The organism is Pseudomonas sp. FSL R10-1339, assembly GCF_009600545.1.
GTDB lineage: Bacteria > Pseudomonadota > Gammaproteobacteria > Pseudomonadales > Pseudomonadaceae > Aquipseudomonas > Aquipseudomonas bubulae.
In genome coordinates this window covers 1-13,848 of record NZ_WIVQ01000115.1, presented here as the reverse complement: position 1 = coordinate 13,848, position 13,848 = coordinate 1, and the positions used below count along the sequence as shown (strand labels likewise).

General features: G+C 59.9%; 10 protein-coding genes. 8 read left to right on the top strand and 2 right to left on the bottom strand.

Annotation, left to right across the window (positions count from 1 at the left end; translation table 11 throughout):
• The 7 genes from GHO03_RS25185 to GHO03_RS21690 all read left to right on the top strand — a co-directional run.
• Positions 1 to 180, top strand: a 180-nt coding sequence (locus GHO03_RS25185) for a DUF6124 family protein (protein ID WP_372241776.1), incomplete at its 5' end; no start/stop codon positions are given.
• A 662-nt stretch (positions 181 to 842) separates the two neighbouring features.
• A complete protein-coding gene (locus GHO03_RS21715; protein WP_095018129.1) occupies positions 843 to 3,047 on the top strand; it encodes an OsmC domain/YcaO domain-containing protein in 2,205 nt (734 codons plus the stop codon).
• 165 nt (positions 3,048 to 3,212) lie between these two features.
• Positions 3,213 to 5,003, top strand: a complete 1,791-nt coding sequence (locus tag GHO03_RS21710; RefSeq protein WP_153400508.1) for a bifunctional diguanylate cyclase/phosphodiesterase — start codon at positions 3,213 to 3,215, stop codon at positions 5,001 to 5,003.
• A 136-nt stretch (positions 5,004 to 5,139) separates the two neighbouring features.
• The gene (locus GHO03_RS21705; RefSeq protein WP_153400507.1) at positions 5,140 to 9,825 is read left to right on the top strand and encodes a dermonecrotic toxin domain-containing protein; all 4,686 of its coding nucleotides are present in this window, start codon (positions 5,140 to 5,142) and stop codon (positions 9,823 to 9,825) included.
• Between the two features lie 72 nt (positions 9,826 to 9,897).
• On the top strand, positions 9,898 to 10,197 hold the full coding sequence (locus GHO03_RS21700; protein ID WP_095000562.1) for a DUF5629 family protein: 300 nt from the start codon (positions 9,898 to 9,900) through the stop codon (positions 10,195 to 10,197).
• On the top strand, positions 10,187 to 11,359 hold the full coding sequence (locus tag GHO03_RS21695) for a lactonase family protein (RefSeq protein WP_138738922.1): 1,173 nt from the start codon (positions 10,187 to 10,189) through the stop codon (positions 11,357 to 11,359). The genes GHO03_RS21700 and GHO03_RS21695 overlap by 11 nt, the downstream gene beginning before the upstream one ends.
• 51 nt (positions 11,360 to 11,410) lie before the next feature.
• Entirely contained in the window at positions 11,411 to 11,674 is a 264-nt protein-coding gene (locus GHO03_RS21690) for a hypothetical protein (protein WP_130871612.1), read from the top strand.
• A 79-nt stretch (positions 11,675 to 11,753) separates the two neighbouring features.
• Here GHO03_RS21690 and GHO03_RS21685 read toward each other — a convergent pair whose 3' ends face one another.
• The gene (locus tag GHO03_RS21685) at positions 11,754 to 12,485 is read right to left on the bottom strand and encodes an anti-sigma factor (protein WP_095039215.1); all 732 of its coding nucleotides are present in this window, start codon (positions 12,483 to 12,485) and stop codon (positions 11,754 to 11,756) included.
• The gene (locus GHO03_RS21680) at positions 12,482 to 12,988 is read right to left on the bottom strand and encodes a sigma-70 family RNA polymerase sigma factor (RefSeq protein WP_095000559.1); all 507 of its coding nucleotides are present in this window, start codon (positions 12,986 to 12,988) and stop codon (positions 12,482 to 12,484) included. Before GHO03_RS21680 ends, GHO03_RS21685 begins: the two co-directional genes overlap by 4 nt.
• A 161-nt stretch (positions 12,989 to 13,149) precedes the next feature.
• On the opposite strand from GHO03_RS21680, the gene GHO03_RS21675 reads away from it, so the two are divergent.
• Positions 13,150 to 13,848: catalase (locus GHO03_RS21675; RefSeq protein ID WP_153400506.1), on the top strand; the 699-nt coding region annotated here is incomplete at its 3' end.

The window sequence follows — 13,848 nt, the reverse complement described above, 5'->3', positions numbered from 1 at the left end:
AATTCAGAAGCGGCCCTGGCCCAGGCGTCAGACTTGTTGCGCTGTGCGGGTGCCTGCGCGAATGAGGCGGGGAATGGCCTGAGCGGGCCCGCGCGCGATCTGGTGTTGTCGGTCATGCACTTGGTGGAGCTGGCCAAGGGGTATGTCGACAAGTCGCTGGATACGCTGGCAACGCACTGAAGCAGCACGCGCCTGATTGGCGACAGGCGCGTTATTTAGCTTTAAATAACAGATCCACCGGGTACATATCCGGCATTTGTGTCTAACTGGAATATTGGTTTCGCTCTTACAGCGAGTCCCTTTTGGAAGGACCCAAAATGAACCAAAAGGTCCTCGCCCCATCGTACGGCCTTCGCTGCGCTCAGGTTCCCTCGCTCCGGTCCTGCTCCGTGGGCACGCCGTCACGGGCCATCCATGGCCCATCACGGCTCTCCCGGCATCCATGCCGGTCGACCCACTCCACAGAACCTCCTCTCGGCCTCCCGGGAGGGCAGGCAGATCAAAAGCACTGCGCCCCTAGGCGGCCGACCGGCCGGCCTGTTCAGTTCGCGTGTACTGCTCTATTGCTGTAGTCGCTGACGAGGAACGAAGGCTGCGTTCGGCGTGATGCGGCACTTCGACGAAGTCGTCGCAAAATCAGGCAATGTGTTGTGTCTGTTAAATCAGGTTCTCAGGTTCTCAGGGTTTACGGCTGCTGCGCAGTCGATCGCAGCCTCGTTCCTTCGGCAGTTGCTCCAGGAGCGGGGGCGCTTGGCCGCGGGTTATGCGCAAAAGCACAACACTTCACGCGTAAAAGCCGGATAATGGCCGCCATTATTTGTTAGCAACTCTGGTAATCCCGCATGGAAATCAAGGTCAACTTTCTCGACAACCTCCGACTTGAAGCCAAGTTCGATGACTTCACCGTGGTTGCCGATCAGCCCATCCGCTACAAGGGCGATGGTTCGGCTCCTGGTCCGTTCGATTACTTTCTGGCTTCGTCGGCGCTGTGCGCGGCTTACTTTGTGAAGTTGTACTGCTCGACGCGCAATATTCCCACCGAGAATATTCGCCTGTCGCAGAACAATATTGTCGACCCCGAAAACCGCTATAACCAGATTTTCAAGATTCAGGTCGAGTTGCCGGCGGATATTTCCGAGAAGGACCGTCAGGGCATTCTGCGTTCCATCGACCGCTGCACGGTAAAGAAAGTGGTGCAGGCCGGGCCCGAGTTTGTCATTGAAGAGGTGGAGAACCTCGACGCCGATGCCCAGGCCCTGTTGATGCCGGCGTCCGGTTCTGAAGGCGGTACCTTTATCGCCGGCAAGGACCTGCCCCTGGAGCAGACCATCGCCAATATGTCCGCCATTCTGGCTGGCCTGGGGATGAAGATCGAAATCGCTTCGTGGCGCAATATCGTGCCCAATGTGTGGTCGCTGCATATTCGCGATGCGCAGTCGCCGATGTGCTTTACCAACGGTAAGGGCGCCACCAAGGAGGGCGCGCTGGCGTCGGCCCTGGGCGAGTTTATCGAGCGCCTGAACTGTAACTTCTTCTATAACGATCAGTTCTGGGGCGAGGAGATCGCCAATGCCGAGTTTGTGCATTACCCGGACGAGCGCTGGTTCAAGCCGGGGCCCGAGGATGAGTTGCCGGGCGAGATTCTCGACCCGTACTGCCTCAAGGTTTATAACCGCGAAGGTGAGCTGCGCGGCTCCCATCTGATCGATACCAACTCGGGTAATGAAGCACGCGGGATCTGTTCGCTGCCTTTCGTGCGCCAGTCAGATGGCGAAGTGGTGTACTTCCCCTCCAACCTGATCGAAAACCTGTTCCTGAGCAATGGCATGAGTGCCGGTAACACCCTGGCCGAAGCCCAGGTGCAGTGCCTGTCGGAGATTTTCGAACGGGCGGTCAAGCGCGAAATCATCGAGGGTGAGTTCGCCCTGCCGGATGTACCCCAGGCTGTGCTGGCCAGGTACCCGTCGATTCTGGCCGGGATCCAGGCGCTGGAAGAGCAGGGCTTCCCGGTGCTGGTCAAGGATGCGTCGCTGGGCGGTGAGTTCCCGGTGATGTGCGTGACCCTGATGAACCCGCGTACCGGTGGGGTGTTCGCTTCGTTCGGGGCGCACCCGAGCCTGGAAGTGGCGCTGGAGCGCAGCCTGACCGAGTTGCTGCAGGGCCGCAGCTTTGAGGGGCTTAACGATTTGCCACAGCCGACCTTCGAAGGTCAGGCGGTAACCGAGCCGAACAACTTCGTCGAACACTTTATCGATTCCAGCGGTGTGGTGTCGTGGCGCTTCTTCAGTGCCAAATCCGATTACGAGTTTGTCGACTGGGATTTCACCAGTCAGGGCGAAAACGCCAATGCCGAAGAAGCCGCGACCCTGTTCGCGATTCTCGAGGGCATGGGCAAGCAGGTGTATATGGCGGTGTACGAGCATATCGGCGCCAAGGCCTGCCGCATTCTGGTTCCGGATTATTCGGAAATCTACCCGGCTGACGATCTGATCTGGGACAACACCAACAAGGCGCTGTTTTTCCGTGCCGATATCCTTGACCTGCATCGACTTGATGAAGAAGCGCTGCAGGGGCTGGTCGAGCGCCTGGTGGAAAGCGAGCTGGATGATTACACCGATATCACCACGTTGATCGGTATCGAGTTTGACGACAATACCGCCTGGGGCCAGTTGACCATCCTGGAGTTGAAGCTGCTGATCTGGCTCGCCCTTGAGCAGTATGAAGAGGCGAAAGAGGCGGTGGAGATGTTCCTGCAGTACAACGACAACACCGTGGAGCGCGGTTTGTTCTACCAGGCGGTGAATGCGGTGCTGGAGATGAAACTGGACGAAGATCTGGAGCTGGAAGATTACGAGGCCAATTTCCGCCGTATGTTTGGTAACGAGCGTATGGACGCCGCCATCGGTTCGGTGAACAGTACAGTGCGTTTCCATGGTTTGACCCCCACCAGCATCAAGCTGGAAGGGCTGGACAAGCACCTGCGCCTGATTGACAGCTACAAGAAGCTGCATGCTGCGCGGGCCAGGGCAGCGGGCCTGGCCGGCTAACCCGCAGCGCAGGCAAAAAAGCACCTCAGGGTGCTTTTTTTGTTTTTGGCGTTCATGGTGAAGCGCGGGTATCGGTGCTTTACTGGATCTTTAAACGGGCACGGGTCGCTAGCCAGGGAGGCCGGCGGATCAGGCACCTAACAGCCTCTTATTTGAGCGCGTTCCATGTCCAATACAGCTGCCACACTCTTGATCGTGGATGACGATGTTCATGTTCGCGAGCTGCTTGAAGCCTTGCTGCAAGAGCAGGGTTACCACACGCTGACGGCCAGTTCGGGTGAGCAGGCCTTGAGTACGGTTGCGCAACAGCAGCCGGATCTGATTTTGCTCGATGCGATGATGCCGGGCACTGACGGTTATCAGGTTGCCCGCCAGCTCAAGGCCAATTCATCCACGGCCAATATCCCGATCATCATGCTGTCGGGGCAGGGCGAGCAGAGTGCGCGCCTGCTGGGGCTGGAAGCGGGGGCAGAAGACTTCCTGTGCAAGCCTGTGAACAGTGACGAGTTGTGGTTGCGGGTGCGCAATCTGTTACGGCTCAAGGCGTTTGGCGATTATCAGGCGGTGCATACCCTGATGCTTGAGCAGCAGCTTGAAAAACGCACCAGCGATCTGGAGCGTTTTCGAACGGCAATGGGGACTGATGAGCGGCTGCTGAAGATGGCCAATTACGACCCGCTGACGGGCTTGCCCAACCGCGACCTGTTTTACACCACCTTGCAGATGGGCCTTACCCAGGCGGTGCTGCGCGGCTGGCAGCTGGCGGTGGTGACGGTTGGCCTCAATGACTTCAAGAATATCAACCTGACCTGGGGCCATTTAATGGGGGACAAGGTGTTGGCCGAGTTCAGCCAGCGCCTGTCCAATTGCCTTAATGTCAGCGATACCCTGGGGCGGATGGACGGTGACGAGCTGGCCTTGATCCTGATGATCCGCAAGGGGCAGCCCGGCCCGCGGCAGATGGTTGACCGTATCCGCGAGGTGCTGCGCGAGCCGTTCAGGCTGCAGGGGCATGACACGCCGATGACGGCCAGTTACGGGATTGCCCTGTATCCGGATGACGGTGCCGAGGCGCACCGCCTGATCAAGCACGCCAATACCGCCATGGGCCTGGCCAAGCAGGCGGGCAAGGACACTTACCGGTTTTACACGGCCCAGATGAATGTCGAGGTGCTGGCCCGGCAAGAGCTGGAAACCGCGCTGCGTGATGCGGTGCGCAAGCAGGCCTTCGAGGTCTATTACCAGCCCAAGATCAGCCTCAAGGACGGCAGGATTTGTGGCGTCGAGGCGCTGTTGCGCTGGCACCGGCCAGGGGTTGCGACGATTTCGCCTGCGGTTTTTGTGCCGCTGCTGGAAAGCCTCGGGCTGATTTCCCGGGTGGGGCAGTGGGTGATTGACCGGGTCTGCAGCCAGATTGCCCAATGGCAAGGTGCGGGGCTTGGCGGGGTGGAAGTGGCGGTCAATGTGTCGGCACAACAGATTTGTGAAGGCGACCTGGTCAGTGATATCGAGCGTTCGCTCAAGGCCCATCAACTGGATCCGCACTTGCTCGAGGTGGAGCTGACGGAGGGTTCGCTGATGGAAAACACGCCCCATACCGTGGCCAGCCTGCTGACGCTGCGCGATATGGGGGTGAAAATTTCCATTGATGACTTTGGCACGGGGTATTCGAGCCTTGCTTACCTGAGCCGTTTCCCCATCGACAAGTTGAAGATTGATATTGCGTTTATCCGTGAAGTCACCTTGAGCCCTCAGGATGCGGCTATAGCCCGGACGATTATCGAGTTGGCGCACAGCCTGAGTTTGCAGGTGATTGCCGAAGGTGTAGAGACCCGGGAGCAGCTGGCGTTCCTGACCGACAACGGTTGCGACCAGGTGCAGGGTTATCTGTTTTGCCGACCTTTGCCGGCCGAGGAGCTGGAGGTCTTGCTGCGCGAGCCGCGCAGTTTTATCTAAGCCCTAGGTCTGTAGCAGCTGCCGAAGGATACGGATATGGATATGATTTCAGTGACCATGCACTAGCCCGTTACCCCAGGTTACGGCCGAAAATTCCTTTAACTGTTGCCTTGACCCAACAGTGAAGGATACCCCTGTGAATACAGCCGATTTACCCGACACCCGGCTGCTCCAGCAAGCCGTGGCCAGTGAGTTTGCCTTGCGCCCCAATCTGCGCAGCGTGGTTCACCAGTTGCTCCTCCAACAATTGACCGAGGCCTTTGCGCCGCAGGTCTTCGATATTTTTCATACCTGGCTGGTGCATACGGTGGCCCCGGACGGTACTGCGCTTGAGCAGCCCGGCTATCGGTTGCTGAGCAATGTGCTGCTGGAGCATATCGCCAGCCAGCAACCGCTCAACGACGACTACTACTCCGGCGAAGAGTGTTTTATCGGGGTAAGAACCGCCCATTCGCAGATGAGCCCTGTCGCGCCCATCAGCCGGGTCGTAGCACTGATGCGCAACGTGGTGCAGGGCTGGCGTGTGGCGCTGCAAAAAGCCCTGGTCGAGTACTGGAATCAACCCGCCGATGCCGGGCCGAGCCGTTTGATCTGGTTGTCGCGCCTCATTCAGGATCAACTGCTGGCCAGTGCCGAGACCACGGTTAACCTGAGTGCCCGGCAGCGCGCGGTGCTGCGCTCGGTGTTCAGTTACCCCGACCGGCTCGATCGCTACGGTTTGCCCGGCCTCGACAGCAGCACCCGGGTCTACACGGTGGCCGCGAAGATGATGGCCGCGGGCAAGACCTGGGAGGTGCTGACCCCCGATGTGCTGATTGTGCATGGGCTCAGTGGCGAAAATGGCGTTTTCCACTGCAAGGTCGACGGTACTATTCAGGCTTTCGCGTCCATCAGCGGCTTTACCCAACACTGGGGCGGCGACATGGCGGCGCGCTATGCACTGGACTCCATAACCCGCGTGCTTTATGAGCCTGAAGGCAACTTCGTGCAGGCCCAGGCCATGTGCATACTTGAACGTCATCTGGATGCCATTATGGCGCCCGTGCCGCCGGCAAGTACTGATGCCCTGGAAGTTCAGGTGCTGGACATTACCGACACCTCAGCCGTGTTCAGCGCCACGCAAGCACGTGCGCCGCGGGACCTGTCGAGTCTCTACGCCAGCCTGCCCGAGTGGTTGCGCCAGGCATCTGCAGCCGACCGGTTTGCTTATCGCAGCCATCTGACGGCGTTGGCCAGCACCAATCAGCAGGCCAATGGCCGTCGTTTCAACGACGATATCCCCAGCCTGCACGACTTCACGGTCGATGCCCTGCGCCGGCGGATGGGCCGGGATCAGCCACTGGCACCGGGCTATAACCCTGACGAGGTCGTGCTGACCTTTAACCAGCCGCTGGGACCGGTCGGTGAGGGCACGGTCGGCACGCTCAACCCTTACACCCTGACCCTGACCGAGCTGGCCGTGCAAAACCTAAGGGGCGCACTGAGCCGCCCGGTGCGCATCAACCATGCCAAAGGCCAGTTGATCCAGGACTGGTGGATGACCCCGGACTATGTCCGGCGCCTGGTTCAGGCGGTCGATATTGGCCAGAACTACCCGCAATGGATCAGGCGCTGCCTGCTGGGCAACCCCGAGCATGCCCAGGCAAGGGAGCGGTTGTTTGTCGATGAGCTGCGGGTGCACTTACCTTTGCAGGCGCTGGAATGCAAATTGCGCCAGCGCTGCAACTTTACCGAACGCGGTTATCAGTGCGTAAAGGGCCTGATGATGCTCGACCCTGCGTTGCGCACGATGCCCGGGCAGGCGGTGGTGATCCGGCCGCTGGCTTTTTTGGCAGCGCCCACGGCGCGGGCGGATGTGGTGCGCAACATGTTCGTGATCGGCCCGCAACAGGTCTCGGCGGGGCCCCATGTGCTTTATCGGCCCTTGTATAAGGATGCGCTGCTGGAGTTTCCGTCCTGGGCGGCACTCAGGGCGTCCATTGTGGCGCCGGGGCCGCTGCAGCAGAGCGTCCTTGACTGGCTGCCTGCCGGTGTTCGGGAGGGCTATGCGGTCGCTGGCTTCAACCGCGCTTTCCCGGCATCGTCATGGGTGTTTGACGAGTTTCCCGTGCCGCCTGTTTCCCGCCCGGCCCAGCTGGGCGAGGACGCCCTCGAGGGCGACTTCGGGCATACGTTATATACCGAAATGGCCCTGGCACTGAGCGATCTGGCAGACCGGCAAACCCTGTCCAACAGTGAGCGCCGCTGGGCCTCACTGCTGGAAGGGGGCTGGCTGCTGTTCAATACGGTGGTGCCCATGCTCAAGTTGCCAGGGGCGCTGCATGTGCTTAATGCGGTGGTGATGACAGTGCTGGCGTTGCAAACGGATGTGCAAAGCCTGCGCAGCCCTGACTCAACCTCCAGGGCGCCGGCGCTGATCGATCTGCTGTTCAATGTCGGGCTGACCCTGTTGCATCTGCGACCCACCCAGTTAACGTTACCGGCAAGGGTGCTACGCCCCGATACCGCGCTGCTGCCGCCTGAATTTCAGCAGCGACGCATTGCCCCGGAGGCCGAACCCCCGGTGCCTGCAGCTATCCGCGAAGGTGTGACTTTCTTGCCCGCAGTGCCGTTGGGCAACCATAAAAGCCAGCTGGACCATGCCTGGTTCAACAACAATTGGGTGCATATCAAGCCTTCCCATCTCGAATGGCTTGATCGCAACCGGGGGGAATGGTCCGCCACGCAAAATATGTATGTGCGGGAGGGGGTCTATAAGGGGTTGTACATACTGAACGGCAAATGGCATGCCCTTGTTGAGGATTTCCCCTATCAAATCGGAATGGATTCGTCAGGGGTCTTTCTGGTCAGTCCACGTAACCCTTCCGAGCGGGGGCCGCGTATTCAGGGTGATCACGAGGGGGTGTGGCGGTTTTCCCGCGAGGCAGGGCTGCGGGGAGGCAGCGATGTGCCCCAGGTTCTGCCCAGAGGCGTCGCCCGTATCAAGCGCATCAATGAATTGCGCAAAAAAATGGCGCTCTACAATGAGCGGGTGCCGGTTCTGCAGGCTGAAATTAACCAAGCCACCCTGGCTTATGAACAACTCGGCGCTCAGGGTGCGCCACCGACTGCCTGTATCCAGGCGCTGGAGCGCTGTATTGCGGTGTTTGAAAAGCAGCTGCCGGAATACCTTGAGGCGCTGGATCATCTGCTGCAAAAGCACGGGCTGCTGGTGGAAGACCATGACCATGTGATCGTGTCGCAGCAGTACAAGAACCTGATCCTGCTGACGGCGCATCTGTTCGACTCGAGAGTGAGTATCTGCCGTTCTCTGCAGGAAATGCACCCCGAGGTGTTCAGGGGCGAGAAGCAGGTAGTGGATGCCGCGATGTTCAAAACGGGGGCTTATCGAACCGATTGCCTGAGGATTTTCGAACAGCTGGAGGGCGCCGTTAATGACTTCAAGGCCATGCAGGGGTATCTGGAGAAGCTACGCGGGGTGCCCAAGTCGGGTTTCAGGGAGGCGCAGGATGCGCGCAGGCGCTATTTCGGCTATGAGGTCGAGATTGAGGGTGAGACGGTCACCCGTTACCGCTCCGATGTGCTGTGCCGATCCCATCAACTGGTGGTGCTGCGTGATCTTGTACCGCTGGAGCCGCTGGGCGATGACCGTCGCGCCGTGGATGAGATTGTCGGGCCGCTGTATTTCAAGGCTAAAAACCAGTCCGAACTTGAAGACGAAACCTTGTTCAGCCGCAGTGAACGCCTTGAAGTCCTCAGTGATGTGCGCGAGCACTACGCTGCGGCTGATGATGCGTTGAGCATTTTTCTTATGCGCCCGGGGACACGGCTCGATCAACGTCAGGTTGGGCAGGTCAGGGCGGTGATCAAGGCCCTGGATACCCGGGCCGAGGCGATGCAACTGGAGCAGGCCCGGGCCCGGGATGAATGGCTGCCGGCGCAGCCGGGGCCTTCCCGTGTGCCTAACGCCAGGCGCAAAATCGTGCGCACGCGCAACAAGGGACTGCTGATCGGAACCGTCAGGGCCAGCCAAGTACAGGGCGAGGCGTCAATTGTCGATATCGGCGACCTGCCGGTGGCCCGTGCGGCGGGTGGTCTGTCGACGAATGTCTCGACGGCCTATCAACAGACGGCGGCGGATCAATGGGTCGAGCTGCACACGCCTGAGGTCGCGCCGGTACGCCCCTATGGCACGGTCAGGACCCAGGCTGCCACCCTGTTAAAGCAGGTCAATGGCGAAATTCATCGCGTAAAAAGCCACGTCAAACGCACGAAGTTCCCGCCGGAGCTGTATGGCTCTCTGGATCGCTTTGCCCATAACCTTGACCGGCTCGTGGCTGAAATCAAGGCGTTGCATCCCGATCGGGGGCCCGTGGCGGTGCCCGTGCCCGATACGCCCCAGGCATTGATCGGTCGTCTTGAGGCCGCATCAACCCGGTTGCGCGCCGAGGGGCTGGGCATCCTTCTGGGCATGCCGCCGACCTCGGTGACGGTGGATTTTTTGCTGAAGCAGGGCCAGGTGCAATTGGCCAAAATCAATCAGCGCATCGCCATGACCGGTGAGCGGCAGGATTTCGTGCAGGAATATGCCGTGCAGGATCGCGCCGGTCAGGTGCTCTGGTACGCGCATTTGCACTATGCCCAGGCGCGTGGCGGGGACGAGCACCCGACGGCGGCCCACTTCAAGCTGCCCGGCCAGCGCATGGACAGTAAAAAGAGCCTGGAGGCCAAGGCCGGGCCGGGGCAGAAAGTGCCCGAGGTGTATTACGCAACGATCAGCGAACAGTTGCTCAAGACGCATTTTTTTGGCAAAGAAGCCTGATCGCGCATCGGGTACGTGGGTTCCCGGGCCCAATTGACCTATCATTACGCCTTTCCAACAGGTGATTGATCAATGAGCGATTCAAACCAGACCTTGCGCACAGCCCTTGAAACCAGCGATATGCTGGTGATTGACGGGCTGCATGCCTGGGATTTCTCTCTGGACGATGTGCAATTGCTCATCAAGTGCATGGACGGACGTGCTGAAAAGCGCTGGCATTTCACTGCGCCACAGATTGATGCGGCGCAGTTTGACCAGGGTTTGCAAAGCTGGACCCTGGTGGGCGACTCGGGCGAGCATCGCCTGGTTTGCCTGAGCGCCTTGAGCGCAAACAACGACGACGATGAAGCCGAGGCTGAAGATGAAGTTTAAATCGCTGCCAATGCTGATGGCGCTGAGCGTGGGCGCCATGTCGGCCCAGGCCGAGTCCCGCGATGAAGTCGAACTGCTGGTGGGTTCCTATACCCAGGGCAAAAGCCAGGGTATCTACCGCCTGCAGTTTGACAGTGCCAAGGGGCATATCACCCCTGAGCCGCTGCAAGTGTTCAAGGCTGCCAACCCTTCGTGGCTGACCCTGTCCAAAGACCAGACCCGCCTGTTTGTGGTCAATGAAAACGGTCAGGGCCAGGCCGATGTGGTCGGGCGCGCCAGTAGCGTTGCCATCGATCCGAAAACCAACGCGCTGACGCTGATCAACCAGGTCAAGACCTTGGGCGAAGAGCCGACCCACTCCAGCCTGAGCGCCGACGAGCGTTATCTGTTTGTGGCCAACTACGGGGTTCACGCCGACCCTGGCGGCAGCCTGGCGGTATTGCCGATCGACGCCGCAGGCCAGTTGCAACCTGTGACCCAGATGAGCAGCCACCCGGCCAGTCGGGTCAACCCCGAGCGGCAGATGTCGGCGCATGTGCATTCGGTGGTGTCCTCGCCCGATGGCAAGTTTGTGTACGCCAGTGACCTGGGTGCAGACAAGGTGTTTGTCTACCGTTACGACCCGGTAGCCAGCCCGGAGCATCCACTGGTAGCCGCGGCACCGGCCTTCATTGAGTTGCCGGCAGGTAGCGGGCCGCGTCATCTGCTGTTTTCCAAAGATGGCAAGCATGCGTACCTGACCACTGAAATGAGTGCCCAGGTGTTTGTGTTCGACTATGCCGATGGCCAGCTCAAGCAGCGTCAGGTGGTGGAGCTGGCTCAGGGTATGCCTGCACAAAACCGTGCCGCCGGTGCTGTGCATGCTTCACCTGACGGCCGTTTCCTGTATGTCAGCAACCGTGGCAAGGCCAATGAAATCCTGGTGTTTGCGATCGACCCGGGCAATGGCGAGTTGACTGAAATCCAGCGCCGCTCGGTGGAGGGTGATCACCCGCGCGAGTTTGCCCTGAGCCCCAATGGCAAGTTTTTGCTGATTGCCAACCAGATGAGCAATGCCATTGTGGTGCTTGAGCGTGATCCTGCCAGCGGCAAGCTGGGCAAGGCCGTGCAGTCCCTGGCAATGGACGCGCCGTCTGATGTGAAATTTATCAACCGCCCGTAATCAAGGGCGTGCTGGCCTCTATCAATTGCGCTGATAGAGGCTAGTGCTGCAATGAATTTCTGCACGATCGCCCTTGGCGTTAAGTTGGTTGCACGGCCTGAAAAGGCAAGCAAACCAACTGAATCGTCGAGGGTTAGTGCCATGAACTTCAATCTGTTCTCTGTAATTGCTGCTTCAGCCATCTCCGCTACTGTGGCTTTGCCTGCCAGCGCGACCCCGGTGCTTGGCGACAAAAAGTCTGCGGCCTATACCCAGAAATACCTGCAACAAAGCGCCCATTTTTATGCGGCGCTGAATCATAAAACCCGCTCTTGAGAGCACGCTATCCGTAGCAGCTGCCGAAGGAACGAGGCTGCGTTCCTTCGGCAGCTGCTACGTACTACTTGTGCGCCGTTTAAAGCTTCACCGTCTCCAGCAGCCCGGCCGGGCCAACCATGGCGTAGTTGTAGCCAGGGCCGGACCAGTACTGGGCCTGCAGTTCGCCATCCTGGCGGTTACCCCGTGGCAACAGGCTGTTGTGTGGCCCAGGCGGACGGATATAGAAGCTGATCTGGCGCCCTTGCCGATCCTGGTATAACACCATCGCTGCGCCGCCCTGGTCGGTGGTCAGCAGGCGACTGCTCACCGGTCTGAAGCCTGCGCCCGTCAGATCCGGCAAGCGTTCGGCGTGGCTGAAGTAACGGTCAACCCAACCTTGCATCTCGCTGCTTTGCACGACGTTATAGTCCGCAGGCAAAAAACCCTGCTCGGCAAACATGCGATGGGCTGCCAGGGCGTCGCTCATGGGCAGGTTGCCAGGCTGGATGATTTGTCGGGCTTGCCAGCCCCCCAGCCCACCCACGCTGACGGCAATCAGCAGCACCGCCGCACTGGCCCAGTGGCGCCGTGATTGTCGGCGCTGGCGCTGGCGCAGCGCCGTCAGGTCAAGTGCCGGGTTGGCCGGTTGCAGCAAGTCTTGATTCAACGCAGAGCGCAGGTTCTGTGCATCGCGCTGCCAGGCTTCGACCTGGGCGGCGATAGGCGGGTTGGCTTGCAGATAAAGCTCAACTTGATGGCGTTGAGCATCGCTGAGCGCGTGATCGACGTAAGCATGAAGATCGCGCTCGCTGGGCGGGATGCTGATCATTTGAGTCTCCGCAGGGCAGGGCGGGTGATTTCGCCCTCGCTGAGTTGGCGCAAGGCGTTGCGCGCTCTGGACAGGCGCGACATGACGGTGCCGATCGGCACGTCGAGTATTTCGGCCACTTGTTTGTAGCTCAAACCCTCCACCGACACCCACAACAGCAGGGCGCGCTGTTCGGTGGCCAATTGGTCGAAGGCTTCGAGTGTCGATTGGGCAAGTACCGTGCGTTCAGTCGAAGGCTGGGTGTCATCGCGGCCGGTAAAAAATTCCAGCATGCGCGCATAGCGCCGTGACCGCCGGTGGTTGTCGACAAACTGGCGATACAGGATGGTGAACAGCCAGGCGCGCAAGTCACCGTCAGGGCGTTTATCGGCAACGCTGCCGAGGGCTCGCTCCAGGCAGTTTTGCACCAGGTCGTCGGCATTGCTGGCATGACGGGTCAGCGACAGGGCGAAGCGCCGCAGGCGCGGGATCAGTTCACGCAGTTGCTCATCAAGTGAGGTCATCGTCTGGCCAAATGACTGGGTGGGTGCAGGCAAGACGTTCAGGATGAGGCCTTATTCCCGGTGTTGTCGAAAAAAATTAATCGTTCATGGCTGGAATAAGGTTTTGCGGCCTGCGTCCTATAGGTCATTCACCTCACGGTCCTGTGGCCCCGGAGTTTTATATGGTCGATCAATTGCCGCCTGTGCGGCCCGCCACACCCCCGTTGAGTCCTGCCAGTGTGCTGTTGCGCCTGGCGGGCATCGGAGGGGTGGTGGCGGTCATTCTCGGCGGGTTCTATTACGTCAACGGCACGCTGGACCCGCAGCGTTTGAGCCCCGGCAAGCTGGTCAATGCGCTGGAACACAATAACGGCGTGCATCCGGGTTACCGGCGTAACCATGCCAAGGGCCTGTGCGTGGCGGGTTATTTTGAGGGCAGTGGTGCTGCGCAGGGGTTGTCTACCGCGCAGGTATTCGGTAACGGGCGTACGCCGGTGGTCGGGCGTTTTGCCTTGCCCAGTGGCAACCACTATGCCCCCGACAGCAGTGTGCCGATCCGCAGTTTTGCCCTGCGCTTTACCCAGGCCAATGGTCAGCAATGGCGTACAGGGATGAACAGCATGCCGGTGTTCCCGGTGGGCACGCCTGAGGCGTTCTACCAGATGCTGCAAGCCGGTGCCCCAGAAGCGGCCACGGGCAAGCCTGCGCCCGGTGCCATGCCGGCGTTTTTTGCCGCGCACCCGGAAACGGCGGCCTTTTTGCAATGGGTCAAAACCGCGAAACCCTCGGCCAGCTATGCCACCGAGAGCTATAACGGGATCAATGCGTTTTATCTGATCAACGCAGCCGGGCAGCGGCAGGCGGTGCGCTGGGGTGTGGTG

Coding starts and splice junctions, on each gene's coding strand:
- GHO03_RS21680 (WP_095000559.1), bottom strand. CDS start 12,988: ATGACCTCACTTGATGAGCAACTGCGTGAACTGATCCCGCGCCTGCGG.
- GHO03_RS21690 (WP_130871612.1), top strand. CDS start 11,411: ATGAATTTCTGCACGATCGCCCTTGGCGTTAAGTTGGTTGCACGGCCT.
- GHO03_RS21700 (WP_095000562.1), top strand. CDS start 9,898: ATGAGCGATTCAAACCAGACCTTGCGCACAGCCCTTGAAACCAGCGAT.
- GHO03_RS21695 (WP_138738922.1), top strand. CDS start 10,187: ATGAAGTTTAAATCGCTGCCAATGCTGATGGCGCTGAGCGTGGGCGCC.
- GHO03_RS21715 (WP_095018129.1), top strand. CDS start 843: ATGGAAATCAAGGTCAACTTTCTCGACAACCTCCGACTTGAAGCCAAG.
- GHO03_RS21710 (WP_153400508.1), top strand. CDS start 3,213: ATGTCCAATACAGCTGCCACACTCTTGATCGTGGATGACGATGTTCAT.
- GHO03_RS21685 (WP_095039215.1), bottom strand. CDS start 12,485: ATGATCAGCATCCCGCCCAGCGAGCGCGATCTTCATGCTTACGTCGAT.